This is a genomic window from Streptomyces griseus subsp. griseus (assembly GCF_000720255.1).
Taxonomy (GTDB): Bacteria; Actinomycetota; Actinomycetes; order Streptomycetales; family Streptomycetaceae; genus Streptomyces; species Streptomyces griseus_I.
This window is the reverse complement of sequence record NZ_JOJE01000006.1, coordinates 228,022-245,188: the sequence shown is the minus strand read 5'-3', so window position 1 is coordinate 245,188 and position 17,167 is coordinate 228,022. Positions and strand designations below refer to the sequence as shown.

The 17,167-nt window shown below is 70.3% G+C and carries 14 protein-coding genes; 3 read left to right on the top strand and 11 right to left on the bottom strand.

Annotation, left to right across the window (positions count from 1 at the left end; genetic code table 11):
• Nucleotides 1–32: 32 nt before the first annotated feature.
• The 4 genes from IG99_RS12055 to IG99_RS12040 are packed head-to-tail and all read right to left on the bottom strand — an operon-like array spanning nucleotide 33 to nucleotide 5,614.
• A complete protein-coding gene (locus IG99_RS12055) occupies nucleotides 33–1,010 on the bottom strand; it encodes an ABC transporter substrate-binding protein (RefSeq protein ID WP_037672721.1) in 978 nt (325 codons plus the stop codon).
• A 13-nt stretch (nucleotides 1,011–1,023) separates the two neighbouring features.
• Entirely contained in the window at nucleotides 1,024–3,036 is a 2,013-nt protein-coding gene (locus IG99_RS12050) for an ABC transporter permease (RefSeq protein WP_037672719.1), read from the bottom strand.
• A complete protein-coding gene (locus IG99_RS12045; RefSeq protein ID WP_037672717.1) occupies nucleotides 3,036–4,124 on the bottom strand; it encodes a quaternary amine ABC transporter ATP-binding protein in 1,089 nt (362 codons plus the stop codon). Before IG99_RS12045 ends, IG99_RS12050 begins: the two co-directional genes overlap by 1 nt.
• Nucleotides 4,125–4,144: 20 nt before the next feature.
• Nucleotides 4,145–5,614, bottom strand: coding sequence for an aldehyde dehydrogenase family protein (locus tag IG99_RS12040; RefSeq protein WP_037672715.1), 1,470 nt, complete (start codon nucleotides 5,612–5,614; stop codon nucleotides 4,145–4,147).
• Between the two features lie 219 nt (nucleotides 5,615–5,833).
• Here IG99_RS12040 and purU point away from each other — a divergent pair, with 219 nt between their 5' ends.
• A complete protein-coding gene (gene purU / locus IG99_RS12035; RefSeq protein WP_037672714.1) occupies nucleotides 5,834–6,706 on the top strand; it encodes a formyltetrahydrofolate deformylase in 873 nt (290 codons plus the stop codon).
• A gap of 59 nt (nucleotides 6,707–6,765) precedes the next feature.
• Here purU and IG99_RS12030 read toward each other — a convergent pair whose 3' ends face one another.
• Nucleotides 6,766–7,602 (bottom strand): methylenetetrahydrofolate reductase, encoded by an 837-nt coding sequence (locus IG99_RS12030; RefSeq protein ID WP_037672713.1) that lies wholly within the window; start codon nucleotides 7,600–7,602, stop codon nucleotides 6,766–6,768.
• A 3-nt stretch (nucleotides 7,603–7,605) separates the two neighbouring features.
• Nucleotides 7,606–9,276 carry a choline dehydrogenase gene (betA, locus tag IG99_RS12025; RefSeq protein WP_037672712.1) on the bottom strand — a complete coding sequence of 557 codons (1,671 nt, stop codon included), beginning with the start codon at nucleotides 9,274–9,276 and terminating at the stop codon, nucleotides 7,606–7,608.
• 150 nt (nucleotides 9,277–9,426) lie between these two features.
• Between betA and IG99_RS12020 the strand changes: the two genes are divergently transcribed.
• Nucleotides 9,427–10,224, top strand: a complete 798-nt coding sequence (locus IG99_RS12020) for an IclR family transcriptional regulator (RefSeq protein ID WP_199815494.1) — start codon at nucleotides 9,427–9,429, stop codon at nucleotides 10,222–10,224.
• 9 nt (nucleotides 10,225–10,233) lie between these two features.
• On the opposite strand, the gene IG99_RS12015 is transcribed toward IG99_RS12020, so the two are convergent.
• From IG99_RS12015 to IG99_RS11995, 5 genes are all read right to left on the bottom strand, one after another.
• Entirely contained in the window at nucleotides 10,234–11,364 is a 1,131-nt protein-coding gene (locus IG99_RS12015) for an aromatic ring-hydroxylating oxygenase subunit alpha (protein ID WP_037672994.1), read from the bottom strand.
• 89 nt (nucleotides 11,365–11,453) lie between these two features.
• The gene (locus IG99_RS12010; RefSeq protein ID WP_037672708.1) at nucleotides 11,454–12,617 is read right to left on the bottom strand and encodes an NAD(P)/FAD-dependent oxidoreductase; all 1,164 of its coding nucleotides are present in this window, start codon (nucleotides 12,615–12,617) and stop codon (nucleotides 11,454–11,456) included.
• Nucleotides 12,614–12,976 carry a bifunctional 3-phenylpropionate/cinnamic acid dioxygenase ferredoxin subunit gene (locus tag IG99_RS12005; protein ID WP_037672706.1) on the bottom strand — a complete coding sequence of 121 codons (363 nt, stop codon included), beginning with the start codon at nucleotides 12,974–12,976 and terminating at the stop codon, nucleotides 12,614–12,616. Before IG99_RS12005 ends, IG99_RS12010 begins: the two co-directional genes overlap by 4 nt.
• 208 nt (nucleotides 12,977–13,184) lie before the next feature.
• Entirely contained in the window at nucleotides 13,185–13,817 is a 633-nt protein-coding gene (locus IG99_RS12000) for an MBL fold metallo-hydrolase (RefSeq protein WP_037672705.1), read from the bottom strand.
• A complete protein-coding gene (locus IG99_RS11995) occupies nucleotides 13,817–14,902 on the bottom strand; it encodes an S-(hydroxymethyl)mycothiol dehydrogenase (RefSeq protein WP_037672702.1) in 1,086 nt (361 codons plus the stop codon). The genes IG99_RS12000 and IG99_RS11995 overlap by 1 nt, the downstream gene beginning before the upstream one ends.
• A 129-nt stretch (nucleotides 14,903–15,031) precedes the next feature.
• On the opposite strand from IG99_RS11995, the gene ligA reads away from it, so the two are divergent.
• Nucleotides 15,032–17,146 (top strand): NAD-dependent DNA ligase LigA, encoded by a 2,115-nt coding sequence (gene ligA, locus IG99_RS11990; RefSeq protein WP_037672699.1) that lies wholly within the window; start codon nucleotides 15,032–15,034, stop codon nucleotides 17,144–17,146.
• The last annotated feature ends 21 nt before the right edge of the window (nucleotides 17,147–17,167 follow it).

Genomic DNA, 17,167 nt, shown 5'->3' with positions numbered 1-17,167 from the left:
ACCGGGCATGCCCGTGCTGCCTTTCGGCGTCCCTACTTGATCCAGGCCTCCACCTTGTCGCGGTTGGCCTCGACCCACTTCTTCGCGGCCGCCTCGGGCGTCATCTTGTCGACGGCGATGTACTTCGCCACCACGTTCTGGTCGTCGTTCGTCCAGTTGAACTTCTTCACCAGGTCGTAGGCCGGGCTGCCCGACTTGGCGAACTTCGCACTGACGATCTTGTCCAGGTCGTAGACCGGGTAGTCGCAGGCGACCTTCTCCAGGTCGGCGTCACAGCCGTCCTTGTACTCCGGCAGATTCACCTTCACCAGCGGCACCTCGGACAGGAACCACTGCGGCTCGTAGAAGTAGCCGATCACCCATTCCTTGTCCTTCTCCGCCTTGCGGTACGCCTGGATCAACGCGGTCTCGCTGCCCGCGTACACCACCTTGAAGTCCAGCTTCAGGTTCTTCACCAGGGCCTCGTCGTTGGTGACGTACGACGGGTCGCCGTCGAGGAGCTGGCCCTTGCCGCCCGACTCGGAGGTCTTGAATTTCGAGGCGTACTTGTTCAGGTTCTTCCAGTCGGTGATGTCCGGGTGCGCCTTGACCAGCCACGGCGGCACGAACCAGCCGATGATGCCCTTGTTGCCGGTCTGGCCGGCTTCCACGGCGGTCTTCTGCTGGGTGATGTACTTCTTCTTCAGGTCGTCGTGCCCCCAGTTCTCCAGGACGGCGTCCACCTCGCCCGTCCCGAAGCCCTGCCAGGCGATCTCCTCCTTGAGGTCCTTCTGGGTGACCTTGCAGTGCAGGTCGTTCTCAGCGACGTACGCGACGACCGCCGCGTCCACCTGGTAGCCCACCCACGGGTTGACCGCGAGGTTGAAGGTGCCGCACTTGCCGGAACTGCCCGAGCCGCCCGCCGCCGAGGAGCTGTCACCGACCTTCGCGCCACCGCAGGCGGTGAGGGTGAGGCCGAGGACCGCCACGCCGGCCGCGCCGACTCTCCACTGTCTTGCTTGCCTTGCCATGGTCAGTAGCTCCTTACGCGCCGGTACGCCGCGCCGCCGCCTGAGTGATCCTGTCGAACATGACTCCGAGAAGGACGATGGCCAGCCCCGCGGCGAGCCCCTTCCCGAACAGCTGTCCCTGCGAGAAGCCGGCCACGACGTCGTAGCCGAGGGCGCCCGCGCCGACCAGGCCGCCCACCACAACCATCGACAGCACGTAGATCAGGCCCTGGTTGGTCGCGAGAGTCAGGGCGCCGCGTGCCATCGGCAGCTGGACCTTGGTGATGATCTGCCAGGTGTTGCACCCGGCCGAGGTCGCCGCCTCCACGGTCGTGGCCGGCACGTTCCGCACCCCGTCCGCGATGATCTTCATGGCGACGGGGGCCGCGTAGACGACCGCGGCGACGATCGCCGTGAAGCGGGTCGCGCCGAACAGCGCCAGGAACGGCACCAGATAGACGAACGGTGGCATGACCTGCGCCGCGTCCAGGCTGGGCCGCAGCACCCGGTCCACGAGGGCGCTGCGGCCCATCCACACGCCGAAGACGACACCGAGCAGCATCACGAGCACGGTGGCGGCGACGGTCGACGCCATCGTCGTCATGGCGTCCGACCACATACCGGTGCCGACCAGCAGGCCCACGCACACGGCCGTGGTGATCCCGGAGCGCCGACCACCGAGCACGGCGCCGAGCGCGACCAGCACCGCCCCGACGAGCCACCAGGGGGAGTCGGTGAGCAGCGTCTGGAAGGGGTTGAGCAGACCGTTGGTGAGGGTGTCGCGGACGGCGTTGGTGACGCCCGAGAGGTTGTCCTGCACCCAGGTCGTCGCCGTGTCGGCCGCGCTCGCGACGGAGCTTCCGACGCCGCCGTCGCCGGGGAACTCCGCCGCCCACAGGTAGGTGTGCGACATGTACACCAGGACCGCCGTGACCGCCGCGCCCGCGCCCAGCAGCGGCCGCCGCCACTGGAGGAAGCGGTTCGCGGAACGCCGGGCCTCCTCCACGCGGGCGCTGGCCGCGGTGGTGACCCGGTCGAGGACGATCGCCATGACGACGATGGACAGGCCCGCGTTGAAGGCCGTACCGACGTCGAGCGACTGCAGCGCCTGCACGACGGTCTTGCCGAGACCGGGCGCGTCGATCAGGGCCGCGATGGTCACCATGGCCAGGGCGGCCATGATCGTCTGGTTGACGCCCATCACCACGGTCCGCTTGGACATCGGCAGCAGGACCTTCAGCAGGGACTGCCGCCGGGTGGCGCCCAGCGAGTCGGCCGCCTCCACCGTCGTCTCCGGTACGGAGCGGATGGCGTGCGCGGTGATGCGGATCGCGGGCGGGGCCGCGTAGATCACCGTGGCGATCGTGGCGGAGGCGCCACCGATGAGGAAGAACAGTGTCAGCGGGGCCAGGTAGACGAAGGTGGGCATCGTCTGCATGAAGTCCAGCAGGGGCGTGACGATACGGTTGCACCGGTCCGACAGCCCCGCCCACACGCCCAGCGGGATCGCGAACAGCAGGGCCACGAGCACCGCGGAGACGGTGAGCGCCAGGGTGTCCATGCTCTCCTGCCACAGGCCCTGCAGCCCGAGGAAGGTGAAGCCGGCCACCGCGAGCAGCGCGACCCGCCAGTTGCCGACGGCCCAGGAGAGGTAACCGGCGATGCCGACGACGCCCAGCCAGCCGATCTGCGGGACGGGACGGCCCGCGGGGGGCTGGGAGATCAGCTCCTGGACGAAGGTCACCAGGGTGTCGATGACCAGGCGGATCTCGTTGAAGAAGTAGAGGAAGAGCGGGTTGGAGTTGCGGTTCGCGCCGACGGAGTCGTTGACGTCGTTGAACCAGCGGTGCAGATCGGTCAGGTCCGCCGCCGCGAGGGTCAGGGTCTGCTTCCCGCGCAGCACGGCGAACAGCACCAGCCACACGAGTAGCACCGCGCCCACCACCATGCCGCGGCCGGCCGAGCGTGCCCGGGAGGCGGGCGCGGGCTGCTTCGGCGGCTCCTCCACTCTGGGTGGGGTGTCCGCCTTCTCCACGACGGCGGCCATCACACGCCGCCTTCCTGCCCGGCGACCACCGCGAGGATCTCCTCGTCGCCGACGATGCCGAGCAGTTCGCCGTTCTCGACGACCCTGACCGGCCGGTCGGCCGCGAGCACCGCCCGGGTGGCCTCCCGCACCACCACGTCCGGACCCAACACGGGTCCGTCGAGGGCGTCTTCGGGCTGGGCGGGGCGCATGATCCACCGCAGTGTCAGCACCTCGCCACGGGGTACGTCCTTGACGAACTCGCGCACGTAGTCGTCGGCGGGGGCGCCCACCAGTTCGTCGCCGGTGCCGCACTGGACCATCTTGCCGTCGCGCATGATGAGGATGCGGTCACCCAGCTTGAGCGCCTCGGAGAGGTCGTGGGTGATGAACACCATCGTCTTGCCGACCTCGTGGTGCAGGCGGATGACCTCGTTCTGCATGTCACGGCGGATCATCGGGTCGAGCGCCGAGAACGGTTCGTCGAAGAAGAGCACGTCCGGGTCGCCGGCCAACGCCCGGGCGAGGCCGACGCGTTGCTGCATGCCGCCGGAGAGCTGGTCGGGGTAGGAGGTCTCGTAGCCCGCGAGGCCGACCAGCTCGACGACCTCCTGGGCCCGTCTGGTGCGCTCGGCCCTGCTCATCCCGCGGATCTCCAGCCCGAACGCCACGTTGTCGACGACATGGCGGTGGGGCAGGAGACCGAAGTGCTGGAAGACCATGGAGAACTTGCGGCGCCGCAGCTCGCGCAGCCGTCTGTCGTCCGCGTGGCGGATGTCCTCACCCTCGAAGACGATCTCGCCGGCGGTCGGTTCGATCAGCCGGGTCAGACATCGCACCAGCGTGGACTTGCCCGAACCGGACAGGCCCATGACGACGAAGACCTCGCCCGGGGCGACCTCGAAGTTCACGTCGCGCACGGCGGCGGTGCATCCGGTGCGGTCCATGAGCTCGCGGCGCGTGAGCCCGCACAGCTCCACGGAGCCCGGGACCCGGTCGGCCTTCGGCCCGAACACCTTCCACAGCCCGCGCACGGAGATCACCGGAGTGGGGGCCGCGTCCTGGGGCGTGCCGCGCCGGGGCGGCACCTCGGTCTGTGCTGGGATCACGATCGGCCTCTTTTCGGCGTTCAGCCGCGGAACCAGTGCTGCGGCCGGGGTTGGATGTTCTGCCAGATGTGCTTGGGCTCTCGGTACTCGTCCAGGCCGCTCGGTCCCAGCTCCCGGCCCACACCGGAGTGCCCGAAGCCACCCCATTCCGCCTGCGGAACGTAGGGGTGGTAGTCGTTGATCCACACCGTGCCGTGGCGCAGCCGCCGGGCGACGCGCTGGGCCCGGCCGGCGTCCTGCGTCCAGACGGCTCCCGCCAGCCCGTACTCGGTGTCGTTGGCGATGCGTACGGCGTCGTCCTCGTCGGTGAAGCGCTCAACGGTGAGCACGGGCCCGAAGGACTCCTCGTGCACCACGCGCATGTCCTGCCGGCACTCGTCGAGCACGGTGGGCAGGTAGTAGTGGCCGTCCGCCAGCGCGGGGTCGTCGGGCCGTGCGCCGCCGCACCTCAGTACGGCGCCCTCGGCGAGGCCGGCCGCGACGTACGCCTCGACCTTGTCCCGGTGCTGCGCGGAGATCAGCGCCCCGGTCTCGGCCTCGGGGTCGAAGGGGCCGCCGAGGCGGATGAGCCGGGCGCGCCGGACGACCTCGTCGACGAAGGCGTCGTGCAGCCCGTCCTCGACGATCAGCCGGGCGCCGGCCGAGCAGACCTGGCCGGAGTGCAGGAAGACCGCCGTGAGGGCGAAGTCCACGGCCGTCTCGAAGTCGGCGTCGGCGAAGACCACGTTGGGGTTCTTACCGCCGAGTTCCAGCGCCACCTTCTTCACGCCGGCGGCGGCGGTGGCCATGACGCGCTTGCCGGTCTCCAGGCCGCCGGTGAAGGAGACCATGTCGACGGCCGGGTGCTCGGACAGGGGAGCGCCCACCTCGGGCCCGGTGCCCAGGACGAGATTGGCGGCGCCGGCCGGGAGCCCGGCCTCCTCCAGCGCCCTCATCAGCAGGATCGAGGTGGAGGGGGTGAGCTCACTGGGCTTGAGGACGATGGTGTTGCCGGCCAGGAGGGCGGGCGCGACCTTCCAGGACGCCTGGAGCAGCGGGTAGTTCCAGGGGGTGATCAGTACGCACACGCCGACCGGTTCGTAGACGACCCGGCTGACGGCGTCGGCTCGCCCGGTGTCGATCACGCGGCCGGCGTCGGTGCCGCCGATGCCGCCGTAGTGGCGGAAGCAGGAGACGACGTCGGCGATGTCGTACGCGCTCTCCACCAGCCGTTTGCCGGTGTCCAGCGACTCGGCGCGGGCGAACTCCTCGGCGTCGCGCTCGATGAGGTCGGCGGTGCGCGACAGCAGCGTGCCGCGCTCCCGCTCGGGGGTGCGGGGCCAGGGCCCGTCGTCGAAGGCGCGGCGGGCGGCGGCGATCGCGGCCTCGGCATCGGGGCGGGTTCCTTCGGAGACGGTCGCGGCGAGCGTGCCGTCAGCGGGACAGCGGATCTCCCGGAGGCCTCCGGCGACCGGTTCCCGCCATTTCCCCTCGACATACAGGTCTGCCACGCGCCCAGCCCTTCAACCGAAATGCGTTGCGCATTGTGCACTGTATTGCTTGTGGTGGAACACCCTGGCGAATGTCCAGACGGACGTCAAGAGGTTGGCCGATGACGATTTGACCCGGCCGGCACTTGCCCGGCCACCCCTTGACCGCGAGCGACACCGAGCCGACCATGTTGCGTATCGCTCACCATGTTGTGCAATACGCACCATCGGAGGCCGCACATGTCCCCTCGCCCCCAACCCGGCCGTGAGTACGTCCTCACCTTGTCGTGTCCCGAGAGCGCCGGGCTGGTCCACGCCGTGAGCGGCTTTCTCGTCAGGAACTCGGGCAACATCCTGGAGAGTCAGCAGTTCGACAACCGGCTCCAGGGCCGTTTCTTCATGAGGGTCCACTTCGACGTTTCCGATCCGGACGCCGATCTCGAAAACCTGCGTTACCGGTTCGGCCCGGTCGCCCAGGCCCACCGCATCTCCTGGACCCTCCGGGACGCCTCCACCCCGACCCGGACGCTCATCATGGTGTCCCGGTTCGGCCACTGCCTGAACGACCTGCTCTTCCGTCGGCGCACGGGCGCCCTCAACATCGAGATCCCCGCGATCGTCTCCAACCACCGGGACTTCGAGGGACTGGCGGAGAGCTACGGCATCCCCTTCCACCACATCCCGGTGACCGGCGCGACCAAGGCCGACGCCGAGGCACGGCTGCTGGAGCTGGTGCGCGAGCTGGACGTCGACCTGGTGGTGCTGGCCCGCTACATGCAGATCCTCTCCGACGACCTGTGCAAGCAGCTGGAGGGTCGCGCCATCAACATCCACCACTCCTTCCTGCCCAGCTTCAAGGGCGCTCGCCCCTACGAACAGGCCTACCACCGCGGGGTGAAACTGGTCGGCGCGACCGCGCACTACGTGACACCGGACCTGGACGAGGGGCAGATCATCGAGCAGGACGTGGTCCGGGTGGACCACTCGCTCGACCCCGGCGACCTGGTCACGGTCGGGCGGGACGTGGAGGCGCAGGTGCTGGCGCACGCGGTGAAGTGGCACAGCGAGAGCCGCGTGATGCTGGACGACAACCGCACGGTGGTGTTCCGCTGAGCTGTGGACTTGAGGTGGGCGGGCCGGTTCCTCCGGCCCGCCCACCGCCGCATACGACTTCAACCGCCGAGTCGGTCCAGCAGCGCGCGACGCCACGCCTCCGTCTCCGCGATCTGGTTGAAGGTGAACAGGTGCAGGCCCGCCACCCCCGCCGAAGGCGCGGTGAGCGCCTCTCCGGCGCGGGTCAGCAACTTCTCGGGCGAGTACCCGCCGGGCGTCGCGAACCGCAGGAACCAGGAAGGGTGCCTGGTGAGGAAGCGCGTCGACTCCCCCACCCCGATCCTCGTCGCCATCGCGAGCAGCTTCGCCCGCTGCACGGGCCCCGCAACCCCCACGTGGAGGGGCAGGGAGACACCCCGGCGCCGTATACGAACGATCCACTCCCCCAGCACCCTCGGATCGAAGCAGAGGTTGCTCACGACGTACGTGGCGTGCTCGCGCTTGTCCCACATCGCCTGGACGGTGACGTCGTCATGGATGAGGGGATGGCTCTCCGGGTAGCCGGTGACGCCGACGCGGGAGAAGGGGGCGCCCAGCTCGCTCAGCGCGCGCAGGACCGGCAGCGCGCCGTCGTAGACGCCGGCGGGTGGGTCGGCGTCGCCCGCCGGGACGAAGACGTCGTCCACGCCCGCCTCGCGGAGCCGGTCGACGGTCTCCTTCAGATGGGTGTCGTCCCGCAGCAGCCGCGCGGGGACGTGCGGGACGACACGGTAGCCGTGCGCGGCGAGCCGGGTGGTGAGGCCCAGGGTGGGTTCCAGGCCCTTGACCGGTGAGGCCGTCACGGTGACGACGACCTCGCGCGGGACATGTGCGAGCACCTTGTCCTCGGTCGCCCCGGCGGGCAGCACCTCGTAGCGGACGCTGCCCAGCAGCGCCCGGAGTCCTGCGGCGGCCAACGTCTACCCCGCCTGCTTCTGGGCGTCGCGGTGGCGGTAGTACGCGGCCTTGGACGGGGGGAGGGGTTCCTTGCCGAGGATCAGGTCGGCGGCCTTCTCGGCGATCATCATCACCGGGGCGTAGATGTTGCCGTTGGTGACGTAGGGCATGACGGAGGCGTCCACCACGCGCAGGCCGTCCAGCCCGTGCACGCGCATGCTGGCCGGGTCGACGACCGCCATCTCGTCGGTGCCCATCTTGCAGGTGCAGGACGGGTGCAGGGCGGTCTCGCCCTCCTCGGCGACCCAGGCGAGGATCTCCTCGTCCGTCTCCACCCGCGGTCCGGGCGAGACCTCGCCGCCGTTGTAGGGGGCGAGCGCGGGCTGGTTGAGCAGCTTGCGGGCCACCCGGATCGCCTCGACCCATTCGCGGCGGTCCTGCTCGGTGGAGAGGTAGTTGAAGCGCAGCGCCGGGTGTTCGCGCGGGTCCTTGCTCGTGATCTTCACGGAGCCGATGGCGTCGGAGTACATGGGACCCACGTGCACCTGGTAGCCGTGGCCACCGGCGGGCGAGGAGCCGTCGTAGCGGACCGCGACGGGCAGGAAGTGGAACATCAGGTTGGGGTAGTCGACGTCCTCGTTGCTGCGGGCGAAGCCGCCGGCCTCGAAGTGGTTCGTCGCGGCCGGGCCCTTGCGGAACAGCCACTGCAGTCCGATGAAGGGGGCGCGCCACTTCGCCATGTACGGCTGCATGGAGACCGGTTGCTTGCAGGCGTACTGGACGTAGACCTCCAGGTGGTCCTGCATGTTCTCGCCGACGCCCGGGAGATGGTGGACGACGTCGACGCCGAGGGCGCTCAGTTCCTCGGCGTTGCCGACGCCGGAGAGCTGGAGCAGCTGCGGGGAGTTGATGGCGCCGCCGCACAGGATGACTTCCCCGGCCCGTACCTGTTGGGGTGCGCCCCGGCCGCGCCGGTACTCGACACCGACGGCGCGCTTGCCCTCGAACAGGACGCGGGTGACGAGGGCGCGGGTCCTGACGGTGAGGTTGGGCCGCTTCCTGGCGGGCTTGAGGTACGCCTTCGAGGCCGAGAGTCTGCGCCCGCGGTGGACATTACGGTCGAACTTGGCGAAGCCTTCCTGCCGGTAACCGTTGACGTCGTCGGTGGGGGCGTAGCCGGCCTCCTCGGTCGCCTTGAGGAAGGCGCCGAAGAGCGGGTTGGTGGCCGGGCCGCGTTCCAGGACGAGGGGGCCGTCATGGCCGCGGAACTCGTCGTCCGGGTCGGCCGCGAGGCAGTTCTCCATGCGGCGGAAGTAGGGCAGACAGTGCGCGTAGTCCCAGGTCTCCATGCCCGCGTCGGCCGCCCAGCGTTCGTAGTCCATGGGGTTGCCGCGCTGGAAGATCATGCCGTTGATGCTGCTGGAGCCGCCCAGTACCTTGCCGCGCGCGTGGTAGACGCGTCGGCCGCCCATGTGGGGTTCGGGCTCGGACTCGTACTTCCAGTCGTAGAACCGGCTGCCGATCGGGTAGGTCAGCGCCGCGGGCATGTGGATGAAGACATCCCACGGGTAGTCGGACCGGCCGGCCTCCAGGACCAGCACCCGGTGGGCGGGGTCCGCGGAGAGTCTGTTCGCCAGTGCACTGCCGGCCGAACCGCCGCCGACGATGACGAAGTCGTACTGCTGAGGAGCCATGGGGCCTCGTCTCGCTCGCGCCGTAGATACGCGAGCATGCTAGTACCGGTAGCGCTATACGCACTAGGTTGCGGAACGCGCAACTTCCCTGGACTTCGCTCCGGCATCGTTACTTGCAATAGTGTTGTTTACTACGCGTATAGTTTCACTGTGAGCAACTACAGCACTGACGCAGAAACGCCGACCTCGCAGGCCGGCGGAGTCCAGTCGGTGGACCGCGCCATCAGCGTCCTGGAAATCCTCGCCCAGCGTGGCGAGGCGGGCGTCAGCGAAGTGGCCGCCGAGATCGATGTTCACAAGTCCACCGCCTTCCGCCTCCTCGGTGCCCTGGAGGCGCGCGGTCTGGTGGAGCAGGCCGGCGAGCGCGGCAAGTACCGCCTCGGCTTCGGGATCGTGCGCCTGGCCGGCGCGGTCACGGGGCGTATCGACATCACCCAGCAGGGCCGCCCGGTCTGTGAGCGCCTCGCGGAGGAGATCGGCGAGACGGTCAACATCGCCGTCCTGCAGGAGCACTACGCGATCAACCTCTACCAGGTGCGCGGCCCCGGAGCGGTCACCGCGCACAACTGGGTCGGCCAGCTGACCCCACTGCACGCGACGTCGAGCGGCAAGGTCCTGCTGGCGTACCTGCCGGCCAAGGAGCGTGCCACGCTGCTGACCGAGGCCGGCATGAAGAAGGTCACCCCGCGCACCATCACCTCGAAGGCGAAGCTGGAGAAGCACCTCGCCGAGGCGCGCGAGGCCGGCTACGCCTGGACTCTGGAGGAGCTGGAGATCGGCCTGCACGCCATGGCCGCGCCGGTCCTCGACCGGGAGGGAGAGGTCATCGCGGCGGTCACCGCCTCGGGGCCCTCGTACCGCTTCACCGAGGAACGGATGCGCGAACTCGCCCCGGTGCTGATCAAGGGCGCCGAGGAGATCAGCCACCGGATGGGGTACCTGGGCTGACCCGCCCTTCTACTTGGTGGGCGCGCCCAGGCGCTCGTTGACCCAGTCGTGGAAGGCGCCGATGTGGTGCTCGCTGGGCACGAGGACGCCTCCCTTGGCGTACATCCGGGAGTTCATGCCCGGCTGCGTGCGCTCGCACGCCTCGAAGTCCTGCCGGTTGACCCGGTCGAACAGCTCCACGGACCGGCTGACGTCCTTGCCGCTGTCGACGACGTGCGGGAGGTAGAGCCAGTCGCACTCGACGATCGTGCGGTCGACTGCCACCGGGTACATCCGGTGGAAGATCACGTGGTCGGGTACGAGGTTGACGAAGACCTGGGGCCGGACGGTGATCGCGTAGTAGCGGCGGTCCTGCTCCTCGGCGACCCCCGGGATGCGGTCCAGGCCCTCGGAGCCGTCCACCGTGAAGCCCTGGACCTCCTCGCCGAACTCGGCGCCGTGGCCGACGTAGTACTGGGCCGCGTAGCCGTCGGCGAACTCGGGGAGCACCTCGGTGAGTTCGGGGTGGATCGTGGCGCAGTGGTAGCACTCCATGAAGTTCTCGATGATGAGCTTCCAGTTCGCCCGGACGTCATAGACGATCCGCCTGCCGACCGAGAGGCTCTCGATGTCGTAGCGCTCGATCGACTCGACGTCCCCGAGGCGGCCGACGACGTCCCCGATGACGTCCTCCTCGAAGGAGGGCGGGTTCTCCGCGAGACAGACCCAGACATAGCCGAGCCATTCGCGGACGGCCACGTTCACCAGGCCGTACTCGGTGCGGCCGACGTCGGGCATCTTGGTGAGGTTGGGCGCCGCGACGAGCTTGCCCGTCAGGTCGTACGTCCAGGCGTGGTAGGGGCATTGGAAGGCCCGCTTGACCTCGCCGCTCTCCTCCGTGCAGATCCTGGCCCCGCGGTGCCGGCAGACGTTGAAGTAGGCGCGGATGGAGTTGTCCCGGGCCCTCGTGACCAGGATGCTCTCGCGGCCCACGTCGACGGTCCGGAAGGCGCCGGGCTTCGCCAGTTCGGAGGCGCGCGCGACGCAGAACCACATGGTCTCGAAGATGCGCTCCTGTTCCTGGGCGAAGATCCCGGGATCGGTGTAGGAGGAGCCGGGGAGGGTGGCGATCAGGCTGTCCGGCAGGCTGGTCGAGGTCACGGTGCACTCCTCGGGAACGTCGGGAGGGGTCATTCACGCGCCGGGCAGAGCGACTCCGGACGGTGTGGTTCTTCTGGCTCGGGGCGGTGTCAGGCCGTGGCGGCGGCGAGCTGCTTGCGCCACCGCGTGAACAGCCGAGGCTGGTTCATGCCGAGCACGGCGACCGGCTGACCGGCGCGCCGGTAGACGGCCAGGACGTCGCGGTCGCCCGCGGCGCCTTCCTCGATCGTCACGCTGTCGGCGCCCGCCGCGTGACCGGCGAACTGGATCTTCACGCCGTACTGGTCCGACCAGAAGTACGGCGGCCGGGGCACGCCCGGTTCCGTGGCGCCCCCCGCCAGCAGCGTCGCGACGGCCGCGTCAGGGCGTTCGCGGGCGCCGGTCCAGTGTTCGACCCGGCGATGTACGCCCGCGCGGGGGTCGTACCAATTGGCGCAGTCGCCGACCGCGACCACACCGGCCAGGCTGGTGCGGCCGTCCGCACCGCAGGTGACGCCGTTGTCGAGGGCGACCCCGGACCCGTGCAGCCACTCGACGCAGGGCCGTGCGCCCACCCCCACCACGACGATGTCGGCGGGGACGCTGCGGCCGTCCTCGAGCAGCACCGCGTCCACCCGGCGCTCCCCGCTCAGCCCCTTGACGCCGACGCCGCACAGCAGTCGTACGCCGTGGTCGGCGTGGAGCGCGGAGACGACGGCGCCCATGGCCGTACCGAGCGGTCCGGCGAGCGGGGTGGGGGCCACCTCGACCACGGTGACGTCGAGGCCGAGGGCGTACGCGGTGGAGGCGACCTCGGCGCCGACGAAGCCGCCGCCGATCACCACCAGCCGTCCACCGCGGGTCAGTTCGTCCCGCAGGGCGCGGGCGTCGTCCAGAGTGCGCAGGACGTGCACGCCGGCCAGGCCCTCGGAGCCGGGCAGGGTGCGCGCGGCGGCGCCGGTCGCGATGACCACGCCGTCGGCGCGGACCTCCCGGCCGTCGGCGAGCCGGACGGCGCGGTCCGTGCGGTCCAGTGCGGTGGCGCGGACGCCGAGGAGCCACTCCGCTCGGAGGTCCTCGTCGTCCGTCTCCAGCGCGAGCTCCGCCTCGCCGATGGTGCCGGCCAGGAACTCCTTGGACAGCGGGGGCCTGTCGTAGGGGCGGTGGAGCTCGTCCCCGATGACGACCAGCCGGCCGTCGTAGCCCTGTTTCCGCAGGGACCGCGCCGCCGACAGTCCGGCGAGCGAGGCGCCCACGACGGCCACCGTCCTCACGCGACGCCGCCGGCGAGCCGGGCTGCGACGCAGGGCGGCAGGTTGGGGGCGTCGGTGGACAGTCGGACGTAGACCATGCCCTCCTCGACGAGCACCTCGTGGGTGCGCACCGGGAGCTTGGCCGGCGGGGCGTCGACGGCACCGGTCCTCAGGTCGAACTTCGAGGCGTGCAGCGGGCATTCCACCTCGCAGCCCTCCAGCCAGCCGTCGGCGAGCGAGGCGTCCTGGTGGGTGCAGGTGTCGTCGATGGCGAAGAGCTCGCCGTCGTCGGTGTGGAACACCGAGACGGGCGGGTCGATCTCGAGCCGGTGGGCCTCGCCTCGCGGGAGATCCGCGAGACGGCACGCGGGAATCATCATGACACCTCGGTGCGTATAGCGAAACGGATTGCGATGAGCGCAACGCCAGTCTGCGGGCCGTTCTGAACCGTTGTCAAGGCGTCCAAAGGCCCGCTTCGGACGGGTTGTCCGGACGGCTTCCGAACGGCCTGAGGGCAGCCCGAAACGCCCGGTCCACCTGCGCGAACAAGCGGAACGGGCGCCGTACGGGAGCCACCGGGAGCGCGTTTCAGAAGCCGCGGTCGATCCACTCCTGGAGGTGGGGCGCCTCTGCCCCGACCGTGGTCGTATCCCCGTGGCCGGTGTGCACGACGGTGCCGCCCGGCAGCGTCAGCAGTCGGCTCCGGATGGAGTCGACGATGGTCGGGAAGTCGCTGTAGGACCGTCCCGTGGCCCCCGGGCCGCCGGCGAAGAGGGTGTCACCGCTGAAGAGGGCCGCCAGGTCCGGTGCGTACAGGCAGACCGCGCCGGGGGCGTGGCCGGGCGTGTGCAGCACGGTCAGGTCGACGCCGGCCACCGCGAGGATGTGGCCGTCGGCCAGGTCGCCGTCCGGCATCCGCTCGGGGTGGGTCTGCTTCCACAGCGGCAGGTCGTCGGGGTGCAGCAGGATCGGGGCACCGGTGCGCGCCGCGAGTTCGGGCGCGGCGTCGATGTGGTCGTTGTGGGCGTGGGTGCACACGATGGCCCGCAGGGTGCGCCCACCGACGGCTTCGGCGATCGCCTCGGCGTCGTGCGCGGCGTCGATGACGACGACGTCGGTGTCGTCGCCGACGATCCAGACGTTGTTGTCGACGTCCCAGGTGCCGCCGTCCAGCGAGAACGTCCCGGAGGTGACGAGACGTTCGATGCGGGCGCCCGCCATCAGAGGACCACCACCGAGCGCAGCACGTCGCCGTGGTGCATCCGCTCGAAGGCCTTCTCCACCTCGTCCAGCGCGATGGTCTCGGTGACGAAGGCGTCGAGATTCAGCCGGCCCTGGAGATAGAGGTCGATGAGCATGGGGAAGTCCCGGCTCGGCAGGCAGTCGCCGTACCAGGAGGACTTCAGCGCGCCGCCCCGGCCGAAGACGTCGAGCAGCGGGAGCTCCAGCTTCATCTCCGGGGTCGGTACACCGACGAGGACGACGGTGCCCGCCAGGTCGCGGGCGTAGAAGGCCTGCCGGTAGGTCTCCGGGCGGCCCACCGCCTCGATGACCACGTCGGCGCCGAAGCCGCCGGTCAGATCGCGGATCGCCTCGACCGGGTCGGACTCCTTGGAGTTGACGGTGTGGGTCGCGCCCAGTTTCCTCGCGGTCTCCAGCTTGCGGTCGTCGATGTCCACCGCGATGATCCTCGCCGCGCCCGCCAGGTTCGACCCGACGACGGCCGCGTCCCCGACGCCGCCGCAGCCGATGACGGCCACGGTGTCACCGCGTCCGACCCGGCCGGTGTTGATGGCCGCGCCGATGCCCGCCATCACGCCGCAGCCCAGCAGACCGGCGGCGGCCGCCGACGCGGCCCGGTCGACCTTGGTGCACTGCCCCGCCGCCACCAGCGTCTTCTCCGCGAAGGCGCCGATGCCCAGCGCCGGCGACAGGTCGGTGCCGTCGGTCAGGGTCATCCGCTGCTTCGCGTTGTGGGTGTCGAAGCAGTACCACGGGCGTCCGCGCTGACACGCACGACACTGCCCGCACACCGCACGCCAGTTGAGGATGACGAAGTCCCCCGGGGCGACGTCGGTGACCCCCTCCCCCACCGCCTCCACGACACCCGCCGCCTCATGGCCCAGCAGGAAGGGGAAGTCGTCGTTGACGCCGCCCTCGCGATAGTGCAGATCGGTGTGGCAGACCCCGCAGGCCTCGACCTTCACCAGCGCCTCGCCCGGCCCCGGGTCGGGCACGACGATCGTTTCCAGGCTGACGGGGGCGCCCTTCCCCCGCGCGACGACAGCACGGACCTGGTGCGTCATGACCCCTCCTCGCATGTTGCTCATTACGGCACACATCTCATGTGTCGCAACAAGCATCGTGGAGCGCCGACCGGCGGTCAAGGATCCGGAGAGACCGAGAACCCGGCGTTGTCAGTGGTGCCGAGCAGGATGGCGGACATGACGACAGCTGCTGCAGTGATCGTGGATGCCGCCGCCTACGCGCAGGCGGTCGAGGACGCGGTGAGGGCCTCGGCCGCCTACTACTCCGGGGGCACGTCGGTCCTGGACGACGACGCCTACGACCGGCTAGTGCGCGGGATCGCGGCGTGGGAGGCGGAGCACCCCGAGCAGGTACTGCCCGACTCGCCGACCGGGAAGGTCGCCGGCGGTGCCGTGCAGGGCGACGTACCGCACACGGTGGCGATGCTGAGCCTGGACAACGTGTTCTCGCCGGAGGAGTTCACCGCCTGGACCGCCTCACTGGCCCGGCGCGTCGGCCACGACATCACCCGGTTCAGTGTCGAGCCGAAGCTGGACGGTCTGGCCGTCGCCGCCCGCTACACCCGCGGCAGACTGACCCGGCTGATCACCCGGGGCGACGGGACGGCCGGGGAGGACGTCTCGCACGCGATCGGCAGCATCGAGGGCCTGCCCGAGCAGCTGGCCGAGCCGGTCACCGTGGAGGTACGCGGCGAAGTCCTGATGACCACCGCCCAGTTCGAGCACGCCAACGACAGACGCACCGCGCACGGCGGCCAGCCGTTCGCCAACCCCCGCAACGCCGCCGCGGGCACCCTGCGTGCCAAGGACCGCGCCTACACCGTGCCGATGACATTCTTCGGCTACGGGCTGCTCCCCCTGGCCGACACCGATCCGGCGCTCGCCGCCCTGCTCGGCGAGAGCGCGCACAGCGACCTCATGGCCCGGTCCGGCGAGCTCGGCGTGAACACCACCGCCACGACCGCCGTACCCGGCGTCACCGCCACCACCGTCGAGGACGTCCTGGCCCGCGTCGACGAGATCGCCGCCCTGCGCCCCGGACTGCCGTTCGGCATCGACGGGATCGTGGTCAAGGCCGACCTGGCCGCCGACCAGCAGGCCGCCGGATCGGGCTCCCGGGCCCCGCGCTGGGCGATCGCCTACAAGCTGCCGGCCGTCGAGAAGATCACCCGGCTGCTGGAGGTGGAGTGGAACGTGGGCCGCACCGGCATCATCGCCCCCCGCGCCGTCCTGGAGCCGGTCGAGATCGACGGCTCCACCATCACCTACGCCACCCTTCACAACCCGGCCGACATCACGCGCCGCGACCTGCGGCTGGGCGACCACGTCATGGTCCACCGGGCCGGCGACGTCATCCCCCGCGTCGAGGCCCCCGTCGCCCACCTGCGCACCGGTGACGAGCGGCCGATCGCCTTCCCCGAAGCATGTCCCCGCTGCGGATCCGGCATCGACACCAGCGAACAGCGCTGGCGCTGTGAGAACGGACGCAACTGCCACCTCGTCGCCTCCCTCTCCTACGCCGCGGGGCGCGACCAGCTCGACATCGAAGGCCTCGGCCACACCCGCGTCGTCCAGCTCGTCGAAGCCGGCCTCGTCACGGATCTCGCCGACCTGTTCGCCCTCACCCGTGAACAGCTGCTCGGTCTGGACCGCATGGGCGAGACCAGCACGGACAACCTCCTCGCCGCGCTCGCCACGGCCAGGAACCAGCCCCTGTCCCGGGTGCTGTGCGCGCTCGGCGTCCGCGGCACCGGCCGCTCCATGTCCCGCCGTATCGCCCGGCACTTCGCCACCATGGACCACTTGCGCGCCGCCGACGCCGAGGCGATCCAGCAGGTCGACGGCATCGGCAAGGAGAAGGCTCCGTCCATCGTCGCCGAACTCGCCGAACTCGCCCCGCTCATCGACAAGCTCACCGCGGCCGGGGTCAACATGACCGAGCCCGGCGCCACCCCGCCGCCCGCCGCGGACCACGACGGCGGCGACAACAGCGACAGCGACGGCAGCGACGGGCAGGCACCGGGACCGCTGGCCGGCATGACCGTGGTGGTCACCGGCGCCATGACCGGCCCCCTGGAGAAGCTCAGCCGCAACCAGATGAACGAGCTCATCGAACGCGCCGGCGGCCGCTCCTCCTCCAGCGTCTCCAAGAAGACCACCCTGGTGGTGGCCGGGGAGGGCGCCGGGTCCAAGCGCGCCAAGGCCGAGACCCTCGGCGTCCGCCTGTCCACCCCGGACGACTTCGCGACCCTCGTCGCGGACTTCGTGGGCTGCGGGGACTGAGCGAAGGAGCGTCTCGCCGTG